A 22,318-nucleotide genomic window follows, 5' to 3' on the forward strand; every position below is an offset into this window, starting at 1 on the left:
AGCAGTTTTTATGTTCAAACACACGCTTCTTATCAAACCTTTGGATGCCCTTTTGTGCTTTAAAGATGCACAAAGACTCCACCGTGTTTGAATGATACAAGCCATGCTCACTAAAAAACACACAATCTCAACGCAGATATAGTGATATACTAACGTTATGAACCGAGTTGATGGGAGGGTTTTATGAAACGTTTTTTTATAGTACTACTTACAGCAGTTTTTGTCCTGAGTGGATGTTCAAAGGACCAAGACTCAATCAACAAAAATGCGAACATCACGTTTATCGGTGAAGCCATCGAAGTGGGAACAACCCTGAGTGATTCGTTTATTTTGAATCACATCGAATCTGATGGCGTTGTGGAAAATACTGACCTCAGTGTTCTCTTTGAGAATGGTGAATCACAATTCACCTTTAATGAAGAGGGCACGATTAAAGTCACCATTCGATTAACGCATGAAGATGATGTCCTTGACAAAACAATTTCAATTGATGTGAAAGATACACAAGCACCGTTTATTATTGGTGCCTTTGATCGCGAAGTGGCATTGAATGAAACGGTGGATTTAAATCAGTTGGTAAGTACCCGTAACCCAAACGATAGCCTTGAGTTTAGTCCTTCTACAGTGGATACATCAACGTATGGAACAACTACGGTTAGTGTGAGTGCATATGATGGACATGATCGCGTATCTACTGAATTTGAAATCATCGTAACAGACTTTTCATCAAAAAGTGATTTTAGATTTTTTGGTCAAACCTATGGAAATCTTGTTGCCTTGAATAAAAACACAAACTTGGTGCTTGTAAACAAACGGTTTGGATTGGGTGAAAGCTATACACCAAAGAATCTTGTGACAATCGATGATGAATACGCCTTCCAACAACGACAAGGAATACAGGTCGTACAAGAAGCCTATGAGGCCTTTGTTGCCTTGAATGCTGCCATGATTGAAGAAACATCACTGTCACCTTTAAGCATTTCAACGGCCTATCGTTCCTACAGTTTCCAAAGTACCCTTTATAACAATTATGTTCAAAGTGATGGTATCGAAGCTGCGGATACGTATTCTGCACGTCCTGGATTCTCAGAACATCAAACGGGACTTGCCCTTGATATTGCTGCAGATAATAAAAACCTTGATGCTTTTGGGGAAACCCAACAAGCGCAATATGTTAAAGAGAATGCTGCACGGTTTGGCTTTATCATCCGCTTTCCACAAGGAAAAGATCGCATTACGGGGTATCAACATGAATCGTGGCATATCCGCTATGTTGGTGTTGAATATGCATCGCTTATTGAAGCATCAGGCTTGACCTTGGATCAGTATATCTTTGCCCATAATTTGACAGATATTCAGTAAATCATAAACGTTGGAATTATCCAGCGTTTTTTTCCATTTATCAAGTTATAAAATTAGTGTGAATTTGATGTAGATATTTGATATGATAGACCTAGGAGATATAAACGATGATTCGAAAACTGATACACGCATGTGCAAATTCAAAAATTCCTCAAAACTTAGAGAGTGACATTTGGATTTTAAGTATGGATTCAACTGAGACTCAAACTGAAGTTGTAGTGTTCAATCGTATGTTTGAGCCATCTCATATACACAGTCTCACGTTTTTATGTGATGATACACCGGTTAACACAATCCAAGAAACGCAATTGGATGATGGTTGCGTCCGTTGCATTCTTGATATTACACACCCAAAACAAATCACAGTGAAGAAGTATTGCTTAGGTGACACCTGTGTAAAGGTTGATCACATTAAACTGTATCACGTAGAGTTTGATGTATTGACCTCTGATAGGGTAGCTGTCTTAAAACAAGCAGATGCGCGTTTTGAAGTCATGCCCTCATTTTCAAACAATGAGTGGCAATGCATGTGTTCCTATGTAAACACAAACAGCTCAATATGTAAGCGCTGTGGCCAATCAAAGCAGGATAATATAACATTTACACACCGTGATATACAAGCAGAGATGCTTGAAGGAGCACTTCGCGCACTGCCTGATGATATCGACGATATGGATGAAGCGCTAAGCACATTGAGTGAAACATACAACCGCCCCCTTAATGAAGTGAAACAAATGGTTCAAGTCATTCAACAGGAGCATAAACATGTAAATCATTCTGATACAGTACCTTTGAAACGCAAAAAATACCAAAAGAAACACATCCTTATACTGGGTCTTGTGTGTGTGCTTGTGATATCCTTTGTGTCCTTAAGACCCTTAGTGAGTCGATACAAACAGTATCAAGCAGCCAACGCATTGTTTGACCAGGGAAATTATACGGAAGCAAGAGCCTTATACAAACAAGATCTTGGGTTTTTGTCCAGTAGAGAAAAGGTCGTGCAGTCCGTCTTGAATGAGGTTGAGTTATTGATGTTAACATCAAGCACCGAAGATTTCATGCAACAAAACATATCGATGAAGCTGTCTGAGTTGGATAATGTATTCGATCCCTATCAAGAATCTCAAAAGAGTCAAAGCATCTTAAGAGATCAAGTCAGTGCTTTTGCGATGAAGTATATTGATACTGATCAGTATGAAGTCGCGATGGGTGTTGTGTTTAGGTTGTTGAATTTCGAAGACCCTTTTTCTACTGAATTCAAAGAAATCGCGAAAGCAAAAATTATTAACAGTGGAACGACCTATGACTACATTATTTATTGGTGGTATTTTTCTTATGGTAATGATCTTACGGATCTGTATGAAGCCCTTGATCGGTTAATACAGACGGATATCTTACCCAATATCCATAACAAAGACGCGGATATTAATGAACTCATTGATTATCTGAGTGTGGTAATCCAATATGCAACGCAACTGGTCCACGCTAATCCAGACAAATACCTAGACACAGTGCTTGAGGTGTTATATCAAGGTCAATTACTGATGGCCACGTATGATAATTATTATGTAAACAATCCAAATGTACCAAGCATACTTTATAGTCAAAATTATAAAGATTCAAGAACTGCCTTTGACCCTGAAAAATATGCGCTCTATAATTATTGGATTGAGCATTCACAACCTATGGAAGAAGGAACCGACGAGAACTCAGTTGCATTAACCCTCTATCCCAACGAAACATCATTTACGCTCGTTGTGGAACTTGTGGGCGAATTTGATCCAACGATGGAAATAACCGCTTCAATCATGGAATTAGGTATCGAAGACAAGCCATTCAAACTTTCTAGCGATGGGCGCATTGAAATCCCAATTGACTTATTGAGTCTTCAAAGAGAAATCCCTCAGCAATTCTCAGTGATGTTATTTGGAAATAGTTCACGTGGATCCGAATACCTTTTATCGCTGGATGTCTTTACAAATCTTGACTAATACGATGAAATTTAATAAGTGGGGATTGTTAGAACACTTAAAGTAAGATATAATTTGCTTTGAAAATTAGTGGGAGATATCGAGGAATCCATATGATACTTTATACAGTAGTACCCTGTTATAATGAAGAACTTGTTTTACGTGAAACCTATCATCAGTTAAAAGAAAAATACAATCATCTGATGACAGAAAATCTCATCAATGATCAAAGTCGCATTGTATTTGTGAATGATGGTTCTAAAGACAAAACGTGGTCAATGATTCAAAAATTAGTCCAGGATGATGTTTATATTAAAGGCATAAACCTAAGTAGAAATCGTGGTCATCAAAATGCACTCTTAGCTGGCCTTATGACTGTGAAAGAGGAAGCTGATGCAGTAATATCTATGGATGCAGATTTGCAAGATGATATTAATGCAATGGATGAAATGATTGAGAAATATAAAAAAGGTGTGGATATTGTTTATGGTGTACGTTCTTCACGTAAAACAGATTCATTTTTTAAACGCGTTAGTGCAGAAGCATTCTATCGATTGATGCATGCTTTAGGTGTTAGCACTGTTTTTAATCATGCAGATTATCGTCTGATGAGTAAACGCGCTTTGGATGGTCTAGCCTCTTTTGAGGAAGTGCATTTATTCTTACGAGGAATTGTTGTAATGATTGGATATTCATCCGATACAGTATTTTATGAACGAAAAGAACGCTTTGCAGGAGAGAGTAAGTATCCGCTAAAAAAGATGATCTCATTTGCAGTTGATGGTATTACATCATTAAGCATTAAGCCAATACGGATGATTACATTCTTTGGCATATTTGCTCTGTTTGTAAGTGTTGGTATGATATTTTACACACTTATCGCATATTTTAAAGGGGATGTTGTTTCAGGATGGCCAAGCATTATGACCAGTCTATGGTTCTTGGGTGGAACACAATTACTATCGATTGGGATCGTAGGTGAGTATGTAGGGAAAAACTACATTGAGACAAAACGAAGACCCCGTTATATCATTTCTGATTATATCGGTGATCCGCATGATTAAGCGGTTATTAGATCTCCAAATCGTTAAGTTTGGTATTGTGGGTGTGATGAATACCGCGTTGAGTTGGGTTGTGATGTTTTTTCTTTACAACATCATGCATGTTTCAGATACAATCTCAACATTGGTTGCGTATATTTTAGGAAGTATTTTAAGTTTTATCTTAAATCGAACCTATACGTTTCAATCCGAAGCATCAATCGGGGCATCTGCCTTTAAATTTACACTGAATGTCGCAATCTGTTATGTGGGGGCTTATGTCATTTTTAAACCATTCATTAAATCGATGGTTGCACTTGTGAGTCAAAGCCAACACGTCATTGATAATATAACGATGATGCTTGGTTCAGTTGTTTTTACTGCGATTAATTTTATCGGTCAGAAGTATTTTACATTTAAGAACTAGAGGAGTATGTGTGAGATGAGTCAGATTATGAGTATTTTGATGTTATTAACGGGGTTTGTGATTTTATGGTGTGTTGGATTTCCATTCACTCATTTTGCGTTTAGTAAAGCTGATAAGCGGCTATCAAATGATGGGATTCATGCATTATCCTTATTTTCTGGATATGCATTGATCATTTGCATTGAACTTTTACTTGTACCTTTAGACATTCCGGTGAAATTTACAGCTTGGCCTCTATTAATTGGAGCTTTGATTGTATGTGTAATCTATATAAGAAAAAATAAAGAGACGATCGCGTATCCTTCAAAACAATTTCTATTTTATGCACTCATAATCCTTGTGATATCAGGATTTAGCTTTGTGATTATTGGTGCTCAGTTTTTTAAAGGTTTTGCGTGGTGGGATACTTTGTATTATGCATCACATGCAGAGTTCTTAAAGAATCTTCCATTTAGTTCGCTGGATTCAAAGGTTTTTGATCTTCCTTACCTAGGATCAAGTTATCACTATTTCCACGGAACACATCGTATCGGGCGTGGCGTATTTCAAGCATTTATTGCATCCGTGTATTTCGTAGATGGTTCATCCACACTAGGATTTATGAATGTTTTGGGTGTACTGCTTGTATATTTGGGTGTCGTCTATGCCTTAGATGGTTTTCCATTATCAACGCGTAGGAAGTATTTCATTGCGTTTGCCGCAACCGTTGTACCAAATGTTGTGATCACTCAGATGGAAGGGTTTATTCCGATCGGGCTTTTCACTGCATTTACAGTGGTGCTTGTGAGATTATTTATGGATGTTCTTGTTCAAAAACAAATAAGTACTGCCATTTTGGGAGGGATCCTTGGCGTTTCCTTTTTTACGACACTCCTTGATGGAACCTATGTTGTATTAGGAATGATAATACTCAGTGCCTTGATTCTCCTTTTCACCAAAGAATTTAATAAAGTGTATCTATTAAATATTGGGGTGATTCTCTTAACAATCGTAATTTTCGTGTTTCCTTATCGGGAACAGTTTTCAATTGAATTGGGTGGCAGTGTTACACGAAGTAGTCTAAACTTTATCTATTCCTTCGCGAATTCATCACTGGGATTAAATTGGATTTTTTGGGGCAGAACCCTAACCGGTTCATATGTACCAGATAAATTATTTTTAGTGATGACTTTTCTTTCAATTTGTTTCTTTATTGCGAGTTATGTAGGTGTTTTCTTTACAATGTATAAAGGTCATCGACGCGAAGGATTTACCATGCTTGCGCTTTGTTTAATGCCGTTTGTATTCTTAAGTATGAAAGAAGGAAATGAAGCATTAGATTTAAGGTATTCTTACTTTAAGGTACTAACGTTTGCAGTACCACTGATAGTTGTGGGGCTTATGAATTTTTTCTACATCGTATTGGATTGGATCAAGGAAATATCTGTGAATGAGTTGGACACATTTTATAAAGGGATGTACCAGGTAACCCATCGTATTTTATTTGGACTTGTTTTACTTTTGATTGTGGCGTTCAGTATTTCTTCAATTGAACGTGTGAGTTTACCACTTCGCGTTGACTGGATGAAAAATAGAGGAATTAGTGATCGTGCGAGTAACTTAATTCGATTTAATGATGCTCAAGCACAAGCCTTTTATACACAATTGATGCGTTTAGAAGATGAAAACATCTTACTTGTTGGAGCAAATGATGATTTAGGGTTATGGTGGTCAACTTATTATGGTCGAAATAATTCATTATATACCTTGACCAATAGCGTATTTAAAACGTATATTAAAGATTTTCCCGAAGTTGACATGGACTCAATTCCTGATGATGTTGTGATCATGGTTACACCCGATAACAAAGAAAAGGCGATTGTGCCTGCACAAAAACAAGATAGTCTTGCGCTTTCAGTGAAGACTTCTTATAATAATGAACAACACCTTTATGTAAAAAATGATGCAGTCATGAATTTAGATGAACTTGAACTCTTGGTATATTCAAAACAAGAAGTCAGTGAAACAGTATCCTTTGATATTGATGTGTTGGAAAATGAATCTGTAACGTTAAATGTGCAAGGGCGTACCTATGTAATTACGCAACCAGAGAGACTCAGTGTTCGTGTGGATTTGTTGAAAGGTGCACAAAAGATTCCTTTTAATTTCAATGGAGCGAGTCTTGTTGAAATCAGTAATGTATCTGTGGGAGCAACCGATGATTAAATATTGTGTTTATTTCTTGAAAGGTCTATTGATTGGCGTGTCGTTTTTGGTTCCAGGAATGAGTGGTGGAACGATGATGATTCTTTTAAATGTGTTTGATGAAGCCATTCACTCATTAAGTTCATTAATGCGTGGAAAAATACATAAATTAGACTTAATGGTCATCATGGGAATTGGAGTTATTCTTGCACTTGCACTTTTCTCTCCCCTTCTCTTGAGCCTCTTAAATCGAAACTATGAACTCACGATTTCCTTTTTCTTAGGGGTCATTGCTGCAGGCCTACTTTTATTTAAGCGTGAGATTGATCTAAGAAGAGTTCATGCGATTGACGTGGTTCACTTATTATTAGGAATCGTGATTGTATTAGTTTTGAATCACCAAGCATCTGCCTTTATTAATCTGGACACTCAAGCTGATGGTGTTCAGTTCATTACGCTGATTATAGTGGGGATACCTGTTGCCGTTGCATTAATCTTACCAGGTATTAGCACCTCATTTTTATTGTTGAGTTTTGGGGCTTATGAAATGGTTTTAACGGCGATTACTTCTTTTGATTTAAGTATTTTAGTCCCACTTGCTATCGGAATTGTTTTAGGAACTGTGGCCTTGACGCATTTCTTAGAAAATCAATTGAAAAAGAACCGTCGCCGTCTTTACTTAATTATACTGGGGTTTATTGTTGGATCGGTATTCGACATGTTTAATCAATTCAAATATTATAGGGTTGAAGAAATTCCGTTTATGATTTTATTATTTATGGTTGGATTCGTAATTATGTTTGCAATTAATTATTTTAACAAAAATGCATAAAATGAGGGATTTTCTCTCATTTTTTTTACACAAATCATCGATTTGAATCCATTATTTTATTTAAATACATTCAACGCGTATTTATAACAAAATTGCTCACTCTGCACAAGTGAAGCAATTATTTGTTAGTTTTGAATCGATTTTTTTTGATAATTTTTGCATAAGTTTATCTGACACTTTTTATGTTGGAAATATACCTTTATAATGGTTTGGGTAGGAGGAATATTATGAAGAAAATTGGATTATTATTAGTAAGCCTGTGTGCAATACTTGCAGGATGTAGCTCAAGTGGTGAAAAACCTCTTGAAAAGATTACGATTGGTGTGATGCCATCGCTTGATAGTGTTCCAGTAATTTGGGCAGAAAAACAAGGGTATTTTGAAGAATTAGGGCTTGAAGTTGAATTGATTGTTTATAGTAACGGGAATGATCGTGATACACAAGTTCAAACTAAAGCTGTGGATGCGGTTGTAACGGACATTATGGGTCTAGTGGCAATGCGTGAAGCGGGGTATGATGTGGTAGGATTAAGTTCAACACAAACGATTTTCTCAATGGTTACCAAAGAAGAAAACCTAACAAAAGATGTAATTTCTGTTGGTATGGCTGAAGTAAGTGTTACACAATATGCAGCAGATTTGGGATTGACAGACTTTACTATCAAAAAGGAATTTATTGATGCAGTACCACAACGACTTGAAATGGTTGCGAAAGGGCTTCTTGATGGTGCAATCTTACCAGAGCCAATGGCATCCATGTCTGTAGTGAATGGATTGGACCGTATTGTCCTTGAATTTGATTCACCGAACCTATTAATGTGGCAACAATCTTCTGTTGATTCAAAGAGTGCTTCAATTACAAAATTCTATGAAGCATACAACAAAGCTGTAGGAACACTCAAAGATGATGAAAGTGCACTTAAAGATGCAGTCATTGAAAAATTAGGACTTGATACTCAAATTAAAGATTCCATGGTTTTCCCAACCTATACTGAAGCCAGTGAGTTAAGTGAAACTGTGTATGATTCTGTTGTTTCTTGGATGAAGTCAACATTAGATATGGATACTGATGTGAAATTTGAGGACGCAGTGAATACAAACTGGGTAAAATAATGATAGAAGTAAAGAATTGTTCACTTTCTTATGGAGAAACAAAGGCACTCGATGATGTGTCTTTTTCTCTTAGAAAGGGTTCATTAACAACCATCGTAGGGCCATCGGGATGTGGGAAATCTTCGTTGCTTAATATCGTAGCTGGCCTTGTAAACCCTCAAAGTGGTGTTGTGGAAATTGATGGTGAAATCGTACGTGGTGTCAGAAATAAGACCACCATTTTGTTTCAAGACTTGGGATTATTTCCGTGGAAATCAGCCTGTGAAAATATTGCATTTATTTTAAGAGATCGTGGGTACAGTAAAATAGATGCCCATAAAAAAGCCTGTGAAGCATTAGAATTAGTGGAAATGGGATCCTTTAAAGATCGCTATATTGAAACCCTGAGTGGGGGACAAAAACAACGTGTTGGATTCGCTAAGGCTCTCGCCCTTGATCCGGATGTGATTCTTTTTGATGAAGCAACTGCAGCTTTAGATGCATTTACTTCAGAACAAATTCAAGATGTCTTGAAAAACATACATTTAAACTCAGACATTACCATTGTATATGTGACACATAAGATTGATGAGGCGGTTTATTTGGGAAATTCAATCATGGTAATGCGTGAGGGGAAAATCCTTAAACAAATTGAAAATACCATCTATGATATTGAAAACTGTCGTGAGCATCCATCATTTTTTGAACTGTGCATACAAGTTAAGGAGGCGCTATAGATGATTAAGAAAAGTCTAAAAACGCTGTACGCCTTTGTATTTTTATGCATTATTTGGGAATTGTTGTATTTGTTTTCTGCAGGCATTGGGATTCCTTCCATTTTAAATACCATTCAAGCGCTAATTCGAAATTTTCCAGTGTTGATGCGTCATTTATTCGCAAGTGCCTTAAGACTGTTCTATGGGCTTTCAATTGCGTTTATCATTGGAACTCTGACTGGATTTATCATGGCTAAGGTTGAACTGATTGACACACTGCTTTCACCCATTGTGTATGTCATCACACCCTTACCTAAAGTTGCTTTTTTACCCATCGTGATGGTAATCTTTGGAATCTCAGAGACAGCTCGGATTATTATTTTAGTGTTTGTGGTCATTTTTCAATTTATTGTTGCATCAAGAGATGCACTTAAAGCCATGCCAAAGGCGTATCAAGTTTCGATGAAATCATTAAATCTTTCAAAAAAATCCCAACTTATAGATATTTTAATTCCTTATAGTGCACCGTATTTATTCAGTGCAATCCGATCAGGATTTGGAATGAGCATTGCGGTTTTGTTCTTTATTGAAACCTTTGTAAACCAAGTAGGGATTGGGTATTATATCATGAACCGGTGGGGAATGGTAAATTACCCAGACATGTTTAGTGGCATTTTACTCTTAAGTATCTTTGGATTTGTGGTTTATGGATGCATCGATTGGTTGGAACAAAAAACTTGTCCTTGGCGAAATATTTCAAACAAACCAAAGTCATGATATAATACACACTAAGAGGTGAGATCAATGACAAAGGATGAAATTCAAAACTTACTGATGACCTATCAAAAAGATCAAAAAGTGAACTATGATGATGTTTTGAAAAAAGTCATTAAGAAGTGGCATGCTGATTCAATCAGACCCACAGTTTTGATGCATAGTTGTTGTGCACCTTGTAGTACAGTAATGTTAGAATCTTTGTGTGAGCATTGTGATGTTACGGTATATTTTTCAAATTCAAACATTTATCCGCAGGTTGAATACGACCGGCGCGCACTTGTTCAAAAGGAATTTGTTGAAGCATTTAACGCCTCAACAGGCAATGACGTGAAATTCATTGAAGCCCCCTATAAACCCAATGCGTTTGTAAAGATGGTTAAAGAAGGACACTTAGAAGAAGAGCCTGAAGGTGGTAAACGGTGCAATGCTTGTTTTGATATGCGCCTAGATAGTGTCGCAAAAGAAGCTGCACGATTGGGTTTTGATTATTTTGGAAGTGCAATTACACTTTCTCCCCATAAAAATAGTCAGTTAGTCAATGCAGTTGGACTGGATGTTCAAAAACTGTATGATGTGAGTTATTTACCGAGTGACTTTAAGAAGAACAACGGTTACAAACGGTCTGTGGAGCTGTGTCATGATTATGATATCTACAGACAGTGTTACTGTGGATGTATCTTTGCGGCTCGTAAACAAGGGGTTGATCTTATGAAAATCAGCCAGGAAGCAAAAGAATTTATTGAGCTGAAGAAGAATGCGCAGTAGTTTTTTACGACTGCGTTTTGTTTTATCCTTGAGTCAAGGAAAATCGATGATACACTAACGAAATTAGGAGGAACCTCATGCGATTGGAAGATGCAAAAGTATTAACACTTGTCAGTGATGATTTTGATGATTTGGAGTTTTTTTATCCGATGATTCGACTCAAAGAAGCCCATGCGCAGGTAGATGTTGCTGCACTAAGTGCAAACACAACCTATCACGGCAAATATGGACTCAGTGTAACCAGTGATATCGCATTTAAAGATGTTGATATTTCAACTTATGACGCTTTATTAATACCAGGTGGATGGGCACCCGATGCGCTTCGTCGCATTGATGACGTATTAGAATTTGTACGATACATGGACCAACATAACCGTGTGATTGGACAAATCTGTCATGCAGGATGGGTATTATCCTCTGCGGGTATTTTAAAGGGACGCCATGTGACCAGTACACCAGGGATCAAACATGATCTCATGTATGTAGGTGCAACGTGGAGCGATGTCCCTGCAATTAAAGATGGAAATCTTGTGTCTGGACGAAGACCTCCAGATCTTCCAATCTATTTACCGTATCTACTTGAAGCAATTTTAGAACTTTAATCAATCAATTAATCAATGCCTAACATAAGGAGGGAACCTATGGCTGAATCATTATACATTAAAGGTGATACCGCGATTTTAAATTTCAATGATGGATTTCCAGTGCGAAATTCAGATATTTTAAACAGCGATGCATTCAAAATCATCATCGATGGTTATTTACAACAAGCACAACCGTCAATTCTTGAGTGGTTGTCATTATCGAAAACAAATGGAAAAACAATTCAAAATGAATTAATCTCATGCTTACGCGAATTATTGGTTACACCATTAGACAGTGTAGCGCACCCTTATATTCAAAACCGTCGTGCTTTACTTGAAGTCATTGAAGGTATCTATACCTATTGGCGTAATTTCCAACGATGCTCGATTATCTACATTAATAAACACCAAAAATCAGAGTTAATCAATTTTATGGAACGGGACGGTGAATTCAACCGGATTCTTTTGGGCTTTTATCGTATTTTCCAAGAGAAAGTTCAAGGAAGAAAAAATTCAGTGTATCGTCAACTTCACGCAGGGACGAATGCCAGTGTGACGCTGATTGTGAAACAAAACAAGGTACCAAGTACCTATAGTAATGTTAAGAAGTTAGTGTCAATCGACTCAATTTTACTGCGTTCACCACTTCTCCTTCACCCAAAAACAAATAAACGGGAAGGTCATTTCCAAGAAGTGTATGAAAACCCGATTGAAGGGTTAGAATTTTCATCGGAAGAATTCTTCTGTTACCCAGCAAAAGTTGGATCCTATCTTGCAATGATTTATTTCCATAAAGACTTTATCTTCTCAGGGTTATCGTTGTCAAATCTATTTGAACTGGCTTCAACTGAGGAAATAAATAGCCGCAAACCGGATATTATTGTGACCTTTGGTGTCAAAGATGGAACCGATGATATGGTCTTCTATAATGATCGTAAAAACGATATTGTGGTTGGGAAAATTGCCTATAACCCAAAAATTGAATACTTTGGGTATTTAAAGAAAATCACGTTGACCTGTCACAATGTGGCTGCGATGAACAAAAAACGCTTGCCAATCCATGGGGCAATGGTCAATGTCTATCTAAAAGACAAACGCAAATATGGCGTTGTATTTATGGGTGACTCTGGAGCAGGGAAATCTGAGATTATCGAAGAGATTACAAATATGGGTAGCGATAACATTGAACGCATGGATGTAATTTTTGATGATATGGGATCTTTTGGACTAAACAATGGTGAAGTCTATGCAAAAGGAAGTGAAATTGGTGCCTTTGTGCGCCTTGATGATCTTGATAGAAGCTTACCTTATCAAGCCATGGACCGTTCCATTTTTATGAATCCTGAATCCACAGTAAATGCACGGGTAATTATTCCTGTGAGTGATTATGAGACAATCTCAAGTGATCATAAAGTTGATTTCTTCTTTTATGCAAATAATTACGAAGACAAAATCGGCCTTGAAATCTTTGAAAATGCAGCGCAACACAAACAAGTATTTGTTGAAGGGAAGCGTATGGCAAAAGCAACAACGCATGAAGTAGGGATTACTACATCCTACTTTGCAAATCCATTTGGACCGCTTCAAAAACAAGATGTGTGTGATCCGCTCATCGATCTATATTTTGATGCATTTAAAGGATCAAATGTTCATGTAGGACAAGTATTTACCAAATTAGGTGTTGAAGATCGTGATGAAAACGACCTGAAACGTTCAGCAAAAGAAGTACTCGATATGTTAGTGAATTATAGGGGGTAAAGACCATGAAAACAAGAATCGATACCATAGAACTGAGTGGCATTCGTGCATTTAGCGAATATTGCCAGCAATTTGAAGACATTGTCTTCTTAACAATCGGTGAACCAGACTTTGATACACCACAAGTGATTAAGGATGCATTGATTCGCTCGGTTTCAAACAATGAAACACATTATCCACCTGCAATCGGTCTGACATCTCTTCGTGAAAAGATTGCTGCGTATGAAAACACACACTTCTCAGACAGCTTTACCAAAGAGAATGTCATTGTTACAGCAGGTGCAACTGAAGGGTTAACCTTGGGGATGTGGACAACATTGCAAGCAGGGGATGAAATCATTGTTCCAACGCCTTGTTTTGCCCTTTATTTCTCACAAGCTGAGTTGTGTGGTGCAAAAGCAGTGTCACTGTATAATGCCGATCATAACTTTCAAATCACACCACAGATGTTAGAAGACGTTGTGAGCGACAAAACACGCGCAATCCTTTTGACATCACCGAACAATCCAACGGGTGCTGTACTTGATCAAGCATCGCTGGATGCGGTATGTGATTTTGCGAAAAAATACGACCTTAAGATTTTACTGGATGATGTTTACCGTTCATTTATTTATGAGGGTGATTGTCCAAGCATTCGAAGTCGTGCTGATATGAAAGATCGTCTGATTATCATCCAAAGCTTCTCGAAATCGCACGCGATGACTGGGTGGCGTTTGGGCTATCTGATTGCGGATGAGGCATTAATTTCAAATATGCATAAACTGCATCAAAACTTAGTGACAGGGATTCCAACTTTCGTGCAAAAAGCAGTTGAAGAAGCCATGGACCTGGACTTAACTTATATGCAAGATGACTATAAGGTGCGTCGAGATTATGTGGTTGAGCGCTTAAATAAAATGGGTCTTAGTGTTGAAGCACCAAAAGGCGCATTCTACATTTTCCCAAATATCACAAAATACGATTCAGATTCCCTTGCATTTGCGAAACGCATCCTAAAAGAAGCCAAAATTGCCATGATTCCGGGTATCTATTTTGGTCAAGATGGGTATTTAAGAATTTCATACTGTTATTCAATGGATGTCTTAAAAGAAGCCATGGACCGACTAGAAAGGTTCATGAATACCTTGAATCAATAATCATTGGTTTACAACTTTTGATTTTTGAGTATAATGAATAGAGTAAAGGAGATCTAAAATGAAGACGAGACATAGACTGGGTTTATTGCTCTTGATTTTTGGGATGTTCGTACTTGCTTCATGCTCAAAAGAAGTTGATGAGCCAGTGGTTGATACAATCGCTGAAGCATTTAGTGCGTTTAATGGAACAAAGTCAACCAATGGTAAAACCTATATTGATGTGAATCTACCAGAAGATCATGTGTTCAAAACCGCTTCATCTGAAGATATCTTGGGTTTATTAAGAAGTGGAACAGGGGTAGTATATTTTGGGTTTCCAGAATGTCCCTGGTGTCGAGCATCCATTCGCGTAGCGGATGATGCAGCTAAAGCTGTAAATTTAGATTCAATATATTTTGTGGATGTTTTGGATGAGCGCGATACACAAGAAAAAAACGAAGCCGGTGAGATCGTAACAACCGAAGAAGGAACACAATTTTATAAAGATTTATTGGATGTATTGCGTGATTGGGCTCCAGAATATAGTGGCCTTGATGATCCTACAATCCGTCGAATTCATACACCACTTGTTGTTGTGGTTGTGAATGGTGAACTTGTCGCAAGTCATGTGGGAACCGTAGCGAGTCAAACGGATCCATTTGTGCCAATGACACAAGACATTTACAATGAATTATTAGAAGTATATCAAGATATGTTCTCATTGATACCAGGCTGTGGTGAAGGTGCGAATGTATGTTAACCCTTGGAGACAAGGGTTTTTTAAAGGGAAATGGCGAGAATGCATCCATAAGATCGGAGTATATCGCAGATAAATTTATGGATTGATACAATTTATGCCTATACAAAGAATTAATATGCCCAGAACTTTCCTGTGTGTATTTTTACGCAATAAGTGTAATTTAAGTTCTATTTTAGCTGAATTGTGTATAATAAGTGTAAGCAAGAAACTTTTTTCCTAATGTCGAAAATTATGTGATTACATTAAAAAGGAGCATTTTGTGGTAATATATTTATGTTTGTTGTGTACTTCTGAGGTGTTAATATGAATAAATACACAAAGCAATTAATTGTTATGCTATATAAGGTATTCGTATATGTTACGTTGTTTGCTGTATTCTTTTTTGGCATGAGTCTGCGTAACATAGCATTACAGAATATTTCACGTACACTTGCAACCATCACGCTCATGTATGTTTTAGTGTTTGCGTTGATGTTGTCTGTTTATGGGAATTTTAAAATTGGGGAACGTAAAAGTAAACCCATTATTTATGGTGCCGTCGTATCTGTGTTAGTCAGCGACTTAGCGGCATATGTTCAGCTGATGATTATGAATACCAATCTTCACAATAACCCACGCTTAACCTTTGAACACATAGATTTACTGCTTATGATTGTTTGTGTTCAAAGTGTTCTTATCATTATATTTGCGTATTTTGGAAATTACTTCTACTTTAAACTCTATTCACCAAAACACACCCTCATAATTCATGATGGGGTGCGCAGTCTAAAAAGTATTACAAATTACTTCGAACGCTATAAGCTCCAATACCGTGATCCAATTATTCTTCATTGTGATGATAAAGAAGCGGTCGCAACGACGCTTAGTGAAAGTGAGTTTGTTTTATTGTCCGTTCGTGACTTAACACTGAGAAATTCATACATCGAAACGTGTTATGAATGTGGAATCTCATATGCGTATATTCCTGCCATTGCAGATCTTGTTGCATTTGGAGGCGAAAACATCGTATTTGGGGATATCCCTGTGATTCAAGTTAGTAATGATGGACTCACATTGGGTCAAAGAACCTGGAAACGGTTGTTGGACTTGTTTGTGGGGTTTTTTGGAATCCTTTTATTGATTCCAGTATATGTAGTTGTGGCGATTATGATCAAACTTGAAGATGGTGGCTCCGTCTTCTTTAAACAAGCACGCTATACAGTAGATGGTAGTGTATTTAGTGTTTATAAATTTAGAACCATGAAAGAAAATGTAGAGAATTATTCGTCGACAAGCGAAGACGATCGTATTACAAAAGTGGGCAAATTCTTACGTAAAGTACGTCTGGATGAATTACCACAATTTATCAATGTCATGAAGGGTGAAATGAGTGTTGTTGGACCACGTCCAGAAATGCTTGAAAATGTGGAACGCTATGAAAGTGAGCTTCCTGAATTTCGTTACCGTCTTCAAGTGAAGGCAGGACTGACAGGAATTGCGCAAATCGAAGGGCGTTATAACACATCCCCTGAAGACAAACTCAAGATGGATTTGTTATACATTGAGACCTTTAGTATCTGGATGGATATTAAATTAATTCTCCAAACGCTCACTGTTGTCTTTAAAAAAGACAGCACTGAAGGGTTTGAAAAAAAGAAATGATGTCTGGTGACTTGATATGAAAAAAGTATGTATCTATACAAACCATTACGATCCTGAACAGTTCAAGTTGAATGATATTTCACGAGAACTTGTGAAAAAAGGGTATGATGTAAAAGTAATTACTCAAACTCCAAATTATCCATCGGGGTCTTTTTTTAGCGGATATGGATGGTTTAAGAAACGACATGAAATGATTGACGATCACATTGAAGTGATGCGACTTCCTGTGATACCACGCGGAAAAAATCCAATCATGCTCATGTTGAATTATCTCTCGTATATCATATCAAGTTTCTTTTATGCGACATTTACGCGCGATCAAGCTGATGTCGTGCTTGTCTATTGCACGTCACCTTTATTTATCTGTTGGGCAGGACTTCGCTTTGCGAAAAGACGCCGTCTTAAGGCAACGCTTTATCTGATGGATTTATGGCCTGGAAATCTTTTTGCAATGTTCAACATTCCTTCTCAACGACTTAAAAACGCCATTGAACGGATGTGCATTAAGATCTATCGTCGCTTTGATTCAATCATGATCTCATCGCAAATGTTTGAAGAGGTGTTAGTGGACTATGGCGTGACACCTTCCGCGATTCACTATGTCCCGCAACATGCAGAATTTGATGATCACATATGGACAAAACCATTGGACACTTCAACCCTAAAAATAATCTTTACAGGGAACATTGGTCAAGCACAAGGACTTGATTTGCTTGTGGGGGTGAGTCAGCGCCTAAAAGAAGCACAGATCGATAATGTAAAATTCACGTTATTGGGAGATGGTCGATATAAACAACCGCTTATAGAATTAATTCGTGAACACAATGTCATGGATTATTTCACCTTTATTGATCCAGTTGCCCGTCATGAAGTCATCCATTATTTGAACCAAAATGATTTCGGGTTTGTGTCTTTAAAAAGTGATCCAGTCATCAGTCGGACCCTCCCTGCAAAGGTTCAATCCTATATGGCTGCAGGCATTCCAATTCTTGCATCAGGGGAAGGTGAAACCCAACTGACATTGAAACTTGCAAGCTGTGGATTTTGTGCCCAGGCTGAAAGTATTGATGATTGTGTGCGTGTCATTAAAGAATGCATGGCACTTGATCCCTTAGCACTAGAAGAAATGGGTAAAAATGGGTATACTTATAGTAGAGAAAATTTTAGTTTAGATAAATTAGTGGATCAAATGGTTCACATTATGAAAGAGGAGTAAGCAAAGATGTTTAAGGACAAGATATTATTAGTAACCGGTGGAACCGGATCATTTGGACATGCGTTAGTGCGTCGTTTCATTAAAGAAGATATCAAAGAAATTCGCATCTTATCACGTGATGAAAAGAAACAAGATGATATGCGTAAGGAATTCAATGATGATCGTCTTCAATTTTATATTGGGGATGTACGCGATCGTTCAAGCATTGTCCATGCAGTACGGGGTGCAGATTTTATATTCCATGCTGCGGCGCTTAAGCAAGTTCCTTCTTGTGAGTTTTTTCCAGTTGAAGCCGTAAAAACCAATGTATTGGGAACGGATAATGTGCTTGAAGAAGCAATTGCTCAAGGTGTAAAACGGGTTGTTTGTTTATCTACGGATAAAGCAGCCTATCCAATCAATGCAATGGGGATATCAAAAGCCATGATGGAAAAGACCTTTGTTGCGAAAGCAAGAATGGCTCGTGATACAACCATTATTTGCGGAACCCGTTATGGAAATGTTATGGCTTCACGCGGCTCTGTAATCCCACTCTTCTTAGATCAAATTAAAGAAGGCAAACCCCTCACCTTAACAAACCCTCATATGACCCGGTTCTTAATGAGTCTTGATGAGGCGGTTGACCTTGTGTTATTCGCATTTCAAAATGGGAAACCTGGGGATTTATTTGTTCAAAAATCACCCGCAAGCACCATACAAGACCTTGCAGATGCGATTTTAGAACTGACAAAATCAGCGGTTGGTTCCCGTGTAATTGGAACCCGACATGGTGAAAAACTCTATGAAACACTGCTTACCAAAGAAGAGTATGTGAAATCCGAGGACTTGGGGAATTATTACCGTGTACCGATGGATCAACGTGACTTAAACTATGATAAGTATTTTGTAGAGGGTGAAGAGAATACAAGTGAACAAGAGTATAATTCACACAATACCTATCAATTATCAATTCAAGAGATTCAAGAGAAACTGTTGGATCTTTATGAAATTAAAGATGAACTTAAAGATTTACGCGTAAAATGAGGTGGAGGGATTCATGAAAGTATTAGTAACGGGCTCAAGTGGTTTTGTTGGGAAAAATGTCGTAAGTACACTGAAATCGTTTGAAGACATTGAAGTGTTGCTTTTTGATCGAGATGATACAGAAGAAACATTAGAAGATGCTGCACAAAACTGTGATTTTGTGGTGCACCTTGCAGGAGTCAATCGTCCTGACAATGTTTCGGAATTTTATGAAGGCAATGCGTCCTTGACAGAGAAGCTCTGTGCACTTTTAGAAAAGCACAAAAACATCGTGCCAATTTTAATCACAAGCAGCATTCAAGCGACCCTTGACAATGATTATGGAAAAAGTAAAAAAGATGGTGAAATTGCCTTATTGCATTATGCACAGAAACACAGTGTTCCGGTGATGATCTATCGCCTTCCAAATTTGTTTGGGAAATGGTCGCGTCCATTCTACAACTCGGTTGTTTCGACATGGTGCCATCAAATCGCACGCGATGAACCCATTACCGTATCGAATCCTGATTATGAACTGACCCTTGTTTATATTGATGATCTTGTATCTGAGATTGTCTCACACATCAGAAAAAATGTCGCATTATCAAAGGATCACTACTATGAGATTGAAACAAAAGAAACGCTCACGCTACGTACCCTTGAACAGACCCTGCGTTTGTTCAAGCAAAGCCGTGATTCGTTGGTAGTTGCGAATATGGATCATCCATTTGTGAAGAAGTTATACAGTACATATTTAACTTACCTTCCAACCGATCAATTTTCATATCCATTAACCCAACACCAAGACCAACGTGGAAGTTTCACAGAGATTGTGAAAGCACCGGAGTTTGGCCAAGTGAGTGTTAATATTTCAAAACCTGGGATCACGAAAGGGAATCACTGGCATCACACAAAAACTGAGAAGTTTTTAGTTGTTAAAGGATGCGGTGTCATTCAATTTAGAGATATCTTTGAAACTGAAGTGATTGAGTATCATGTGTCGGATGAAAAGCTTGAAGTTGTGGATATTCCACCGGGATATACACACAATATTATCAACACTGGAGATGCGGATATGGTAACCATTATGTGGTGTAACGAATCCTTTGATCCACAAAGACCCGATACCTTCTTCTTAGAAGTGTAACGATTTAAAGGAGTAAATCATGAAAAAACTAAAAGTGATGACGGTTGTTGGAACACGTCCTGAAATTATTCGCTTATCTTCCGTTATTGAACGGCTTGAAACCAGCGATGCCATTGACCATGTTTTGGTTCATACAGGACAAAACTACGACTACGAACTGAATGAGGTCTTCTTTAAAGATTTCAATATGCGTAAGCCAGATTATTTCTTAAATGCTGCGCATGGGGGTCCAATTGGTACCATTGGTCAAATCTTGATGAACATTGAACCCATTCTTGATGACGTAAATCCGGATGCATTCTTAGTGCTGGGTGATACGAACTCATGTTTGTGTGCAATTGCAGCAAAGCGCAAGAAAATTCCAGTCTTTCATATGGAAGCAGGAAATCGTTGTTTTGATCAACGTGTTCCTGAAGAAACAAACCGCAAGATTGTGGACCATGTTGCAGATATTAACTTAACATACAGTGATATTGCACGTGAATATTTGTTGAAGGAAGGACTTAACGCGGATCAAGTGATTAAAACCGGAAGTCCAATGTTTGAGGTCTTAGCGCGCCGTAAAGATGCAATTGAAGCATCTCAAATAATTGAAACCTTAAATCTGACAAATGGTCAATATTTTGTGGTATCAGCACACCGTGAAGAAAACATTGGTGACTTGGCTCATTTTACAGCTTTAATTGAAAGTTTAAATGAAGTTGCGAAAGTTTATGATTTACCTATTATCGTGAGTACCCATCCACGAACTCGAAACATGTTAGAGAAAACTGGGCTTGAACTGGATCCACGGGTTCAAACGTTAAAACCTTTAGGGTTTAATGATTATGTTCATTTACAAAAATATGCGAAAGCTGTATTGAGTGATAGTGGAACTATTAGTGAAGAATCATCAATCTTAGGGTTTAAAGCACTCAACCTTCGCGATGCGCATGAGCGTCCAGAAGCGATGGAAGAAGCATCGGTGATGATGGTGGGTGTGGGTAAAGAGAGAATCTTACAAGGATTAGCGGTATTAGAGCATCAATCACCTGAGACATTGCGCCTTGTTGCGGATTATTCAATGCCCAATGTATCTGAGAAAGTATTGCGTATCTTAATTTCGTATACAGACTATATTAAACGCGTTGTTTGGCAACAAGATCCGCGTCAATAAATGGTTGAATAAAAATTACTGGGGGGGAAAAGTCATTTCATCATTGAAATGCCCTGGTGATACACTGTGATCACCTTTTTCTTTTCACTCAAAGTAACTGAATCAAAACGACCTAATGACAAAGGTCTGTGAAGTTGTTATAATTTAATATGAATTTACATCAAGGGGGATAGGGTTTGTGAAGACAAATGAAGAAATAATATATGAAATAATTAAACGTAGATTTGTGGTAATTATATTGGTTCCCATCGTGTTTAGTGCTGCGTATTTTGGTTATGTGCGCTTAAGTGGAAGCAGTAACTTTAATGCAACCGCAACGCTTCTGATTAATAATAATCAGGATATCGGTGAAAACTACTCACCCGGGAAATATTCCACAATTACATATTCAATGGAAGATCTCGCAAGTTCATCCCTTGTTTTGGAAAAGACACTCAAAGGTGTACCGGCATTGAATTTAGAGATGAGTGATTTGAGTGATATGATAGATGTTGAAACGCGGGCGTCTGCGCAAACAGTAAAAGTTAGTGTTAACAGCGCGCATAAAGAAGACGTATTGCCAACTGTTCAATCACTTGCAAACAGTATTAAAGAAGTATCACAGGATATTTATGGTGTCGATATTGTTCACATTATCGACATGCCCGATGAAGTGAGTCAGGTATCACCGGCATTAAGTAAAGTACGACTCTTAGGTGTATTTGCGATTAGTTTTATTGGGATACTATTACTCGTACTTGGAGTGTCATGGAAAAAAGTGGCAGCTAAGTAAATG

General features: G+C 37.7%; 20 protein-coding genes. All 20 read left to right on the forward strand.

The genetic code is table 11. The annotated features are described in order from the left end of the window. The first annotated feature begins 183 nt into the window (after positions 1–183). The 20 genes from AOC36_RS02445 to AOC36_RS02540 all read left to right on the forward strand — a co-directional run bounded on the left by AOC36_RS02445 (position 184) and on the right by AOC36_RS02540 (position 22,315). On the forward strand, positions 184–1,362 hold the full coding sequence (locus tag AOC36_RS02445; RefSeq protein WP_067630944.1) for a M15 family metallopeptidase: 1,179 nt from the start codon (positions 184–186) through the stop codon (positions 1,360–1,362). A gap of 107 nt (positions 1,363–1,469) precedes the next feature. Beyond that, on the forward strand, positions 1,470–3,353 hold the full coding sequence (locus AOC36_RS02450; RefSeq protein WP_067630947.1) for a hypothetical protein: 1,884 nt from the start codon (positions 1,470–1,472) through the stop codon (positions 3,351–3,353). 92 nt (positions 3,354–3,445) lie between these two features. Beyond that, the gene (locus tag AOC36_RS02455) at positions 3,446–4,396 is read left to right on the forward strand and encodes a glycosyltransferase family 2 protein (protein ID WP_067630950.1); all 951 of its coding nucleotides are present in this window, start codon (positions 3,446–3,448) and stop codon (positions 4,394–4,396) included. Next, positions 4,389–4,799, forward strand: coding sequence for a GtrA family protein (locus AOC36_RS02460; RefSeq protein ID WP_067630956.1), 411 nt, complete (start codon positions 4,389–4,391; stop codon positions 4,797–4,799). The genes AOC36_RS02455 and AOC36_RS02460 overlap by 8 nt, the downstream gene beginning before the upstream one ends. A gap of 15 nt (positions 4,800–4,814) precedes the next feature. Continuing rightward, complete coding sequence (locus AOC36_RS02465) at positions 4,815–7,004, forward strand: hypothetical protein (protein WP_067630960.1); 2,190 nt, start codon at positions 4,815–4,817, stop codon at positions 7,002–7,004. Next, positions 6,997–7,815 (forward strand): DUF368 domain-containing protein, encoded by an 819-nt coding sequence (locus tag AOC36_RS02470; protein WP_067630963.1) that lies wholly within the window; start codon positions 6,997–6,999, stop codon positions 7,813–7,815. The genes AOC36_RS02465 and AOC36_RS02470 overlap by 8 nt, the downstream gene beginning before the upstream one ends. Before the next feature lie 227 nt (positions 7,816–8,042). Next, on the forward strand, positions 8,043–8,927 hold the full coding sequence (locus tag AOC36_RS02475; protein WP_067630966.1) for an ABC transporter substrate-binding protein: 885 nt from the start codon (positions 8,043–8,045) through the stop codon (positions 8,925–8,927). Beyond that, positions 8,927–9,643 (forward strand): ABC transporter ATP-binding protein, encoded by a 717-nt coding sequence (locus AOC36_RS02480; RefSeq protein WP_067630969.1) that lies wholly within the window; start codon positions 8,927–8,929, stop codon positions 9,641–9,643. Before AOC36_RS02475 ends, AOC36_RS02480 begins: the two co-directional genes overlap by 1 nt. Continuing rightward, a complete protein-coding gene (locus tag AOC36_RS02485) occupies positions 9,644–10,399 on the forward strand; it encodes an ABC transporter permease (RefSeq protein WP_067630973.1) in 756 nt (251 codons plus the stop codon). Between the two features lie 27 nt (positions 10,400–10,426). Beyond that, positions 10,427–11,164 carry an epoxyqueuosine reductase QueH gene (locus tag AOC36_RS02490; RefSeq protein WP_067630976.1) on the forward strand — a complete coding sequence of 246 codons (738 nt, stop codon included), beginning with the start codon at positions 10,427–10,429 and terminating at the stop codon, positions 11,162–11,164. Positions 11,165–11,241: 77 nt separating this feature from the next. Further along, positions 11,242–11,766 (forward strand): type 1 glutamine amidotransferase domain-containing protein, encoded by a 525-nt coding sequence (locus AOC36_RS02495; protein WP_067630978.1) that lies wholly within the window; start codon positions 11,242–11,244, stop codon positions 11,764–11,766. A 39-nt stretch (positions 11,767–11,805) separates the two neighbouring features. Continuing rightward, positions 11,806–13,506: a hypothetical protein gene (locus tag AOC36_RS02500; protein WP_067630981.1), complete on the forward strand. Its 1,701-nt coding sequence runs from the start codon at positions 11,806–11,808 to the stop codon at positions 13,504–13,506. A gap of 5 nt (positions 13,507–13,511) precedes the next feature. Then, positions 13,512–14,642 (forward strand): pyridoxal phosphate-dependent aminotransferase, encoded by a 1,131-nt coding sequence (locus tag AOC36_RS02505; RefSeq protein WP_067630984.1) that lies wholly within the window; start codon positions 13,512–13,514, stop codon positions 14,640–14,642. 58 nt (positions 14,643–14,700) lie between these two features. Beyond that, entirely contained in the window at positions 14,701–15,381 is a 681-nt protein-coding gene (locus AOC36_RS02510; RefSeq protein WP_067630988.1) for a hypothetical protein, read from the forward strand. A gap of 303 nt (positions 15,382–15,684) precedes the next feature. Beyond that, positions 15,685–17,022: an exopolysaccharide biosynthesis polyprenyl glycosylphosphotransferase gene (locus tag AOC36_RS02515; RefSeq protein ID WP_067630991.1), complete on the forward strand. Its 1,338-nt coding sequence runs from the start codon at positions 15,685–15,687 to the stop codon at positions 17,020–17,022. 16 nt (positions 17,023–17,038) lie between these two features. Further along, positions 17,039–18,238 (forward strand): glycosyltransferase family 4 protein, encoded by a 1,200-nt coding sequence (locus tag AOC36_RS02520; RefSeq protein ID WP_067630993.1) that lies wholly within the window; start codon positions 17,039–17,041, stop codon positions 18,236–18,238. A gap of 6 nt (positions 18,239–18,244) precedes the next feature. Then, on the forward strand, positions 18,245–19,261 hold the full coding sequence (locus AOC36_RS02525; RefSeq protein ID WP_067630994.1) for an SDR family NAD(P)-dependent oxidoreductase: 1,017 nt from the start codon (positions 18,245–18,247) through the stop codon (positions 19,259–19,261). A gap of 13 nt (positions 19,262–19,274) precedes the next feature. Beyond that, a complete protein-coding gene (locus AOC36_RS02530; protein WP_067630995.1) occupies positions 19,275–20,387 on the forward strand; it encodes a polysaccharide biosynthesis C-terminal domain-containing protein in 1,113 nt (370 codons plus the stop codon). Positions 20,388–20,406: 19 nt separating this feature from the next. Continuing rightward, positions 20,407–21,543: a non-hydrolyzing UDP-N-acetylglucosamine 2-epimerase gene (gene wecB / locus AOC36_RS02535; protein WP_067630999.1), complete on the forward strand. Its 1,137-nt coding sequence runs from the start codon at positions 20,407–20,409 to the stop codon at positions 21,541–21,543. Positions 21,544–21,721: 178 nt separating this feature from the next. Further along, entirely contained in the window at positions 21,722–22,315 is a 594-nt protein-coding gene (locus AOC36_RS02540) for a YveK family protein (protein ID WP_067631001.1), read from the forward strand. The last annotated feature ends 3 nt before the right edge of the window (positions 22,316–22,318 follow it).

It is taken from the genome of Erysipelothrix larvae, from assembly GCF_001545095.1.
GTDB lineage: Bacteria > Bacillota_I > Bacilli_A > Erysipelotrichales > Erysipelotrichaceae > Erysipelothrix > Erysipelothrix larvae.

Excerpts from the sequence above, each read along its gene's own strand:
- AOC36_RS02445 (WP_067630944.1), top strand. The coding sequence starts at position 184 with ATGAAACGTTTTTTTATAGTACTACTTACAGCAGTTTTTGTCCTGAGT.
- AOC36_RS02450 (WP_067630947.1), top strand. The coding sequence starts at position 1,470 with ATGATTCGAAAACTGATACACGCATGTGCAAATTCAAAAATTCCTCAA.
- AOC36_RS02455 (WP_067630950.1), top strand. The coding sequence starts at position 3,446 with ATGATACTTTATACAGTAGTACCCTGTTATAATGAAGAACTTGTTTTA.
- AOC36_RS02460 (WP_067630956.1), top strand. The coding sequence starts at position 4,389 with ATGATTAAGCGGTTATTAGATCTCCAAATCGTTAAGTTTGGTATTGTG.
- AOC36_RS02465 (WP_067630960.1), top strand. The coding sequence starts at position 4,815 with ATGAGTCAGATTATGAGTATTTTGATGTTATTAACGGGGTTTGTGATT.
- AOC36_RS02470 (WP_067630963.1), top strand. The coding sequence starts at position 6,997 with ATGATTAAATATTGTGTTTATTTCTTGAAAGGTCTATTGATTGGCGTG.
- AOC36_RS02475 (WP_067630966.1), top strand. The coding sequence starts at position 8,043 with ATGAAGAAAATTGGATTATTATTAGTAAGCCTGTGTGCAATACTTGCA.
- AOC36_RS02480 (WP_067630969.1), top strand. The coding sequence starts at position 8,927 with ATGATAGAAGTAAAGAATTGTTCACTTTCTTATGGAGAAACAAAGGCA.
- AOC36_RS02485 (WP_067630973.1), top strand. The coding sequence starts at position 9,644 with ATGATTAAGAAAAGTCTAAAAACGCTGTACGCCTTTGTATTTTTATGC.
- AOC36_RS02490 (WP_067630976.1), top strand. The coding sequence starts at position 10,427 with ATGACAAAGGATGAAATTCAAAACTTACTGATGACCTATCAAAAAGAT.
- AOC36_RS02495 (WP_067630978.1), top strand. The coding sequence starts at position 11,242 with ATGCGATTGGAAGATGCAAAAGTATTAACACTTGTCAGTGATGATTTT.
- AOC36_RS02500 (WP_067630981.1), top strand. The coding sequence starts at position 11,806 with ATGGCTGAATCATTATACATTAAAGGTGATACCGCGATTTTAAATTTC.
- AOC36_RS02505 (WP_067630984.1), top strand. The coding sequence starts at position 13,512 with ATGAAAACAAGAATCGATACCATAGAACTGAGTGGCATTCGTGCATTT.
- AOC36_RS02510 (WP_067630988.1), top strand. The coding sequence starts at position 14,701 with ATGAAGACGAGACATAGACTGGGTTTATTGCTCTTGATTTTTGGGATG.
- AOC36_RS02515 (WP_067630991.1), top strand. The coding sequence starts at position 15,685 with ATGAATAAATACACAAAGCAATTAATTGTTATGCTATATAAGGTATTC.
- AOC36_RS02520 (WP_067630993.1), top strand. The coding sequence starts at position 17,039 with ATGAAAAAAGTATGTATCTATACAAACCATTACGATCCTGAACAGTTC.
- AOC36_RS02525 (WP_067630994.1), top strand. The coding sequence starts at position 18,245 with ATGTTTAAGGACAAGATATTATTAGTAACCGGTGGAACCGGATCATTT.
- AOC36_RS02530 (WP_067630995.1), top strand. The coding sequence starts at position 19,275 with ATGAAAGTATTAGTAACGGGCTCAAGTGGTTTTGTTGGGAAAAATGTC.
- wecB (WP_067630999.1), top strand. The coding sequence starts at position 20,407 with ATGAAAAAACTAAAAGTGATGACGGTTGTTGGAACACGTCCTGAAATT.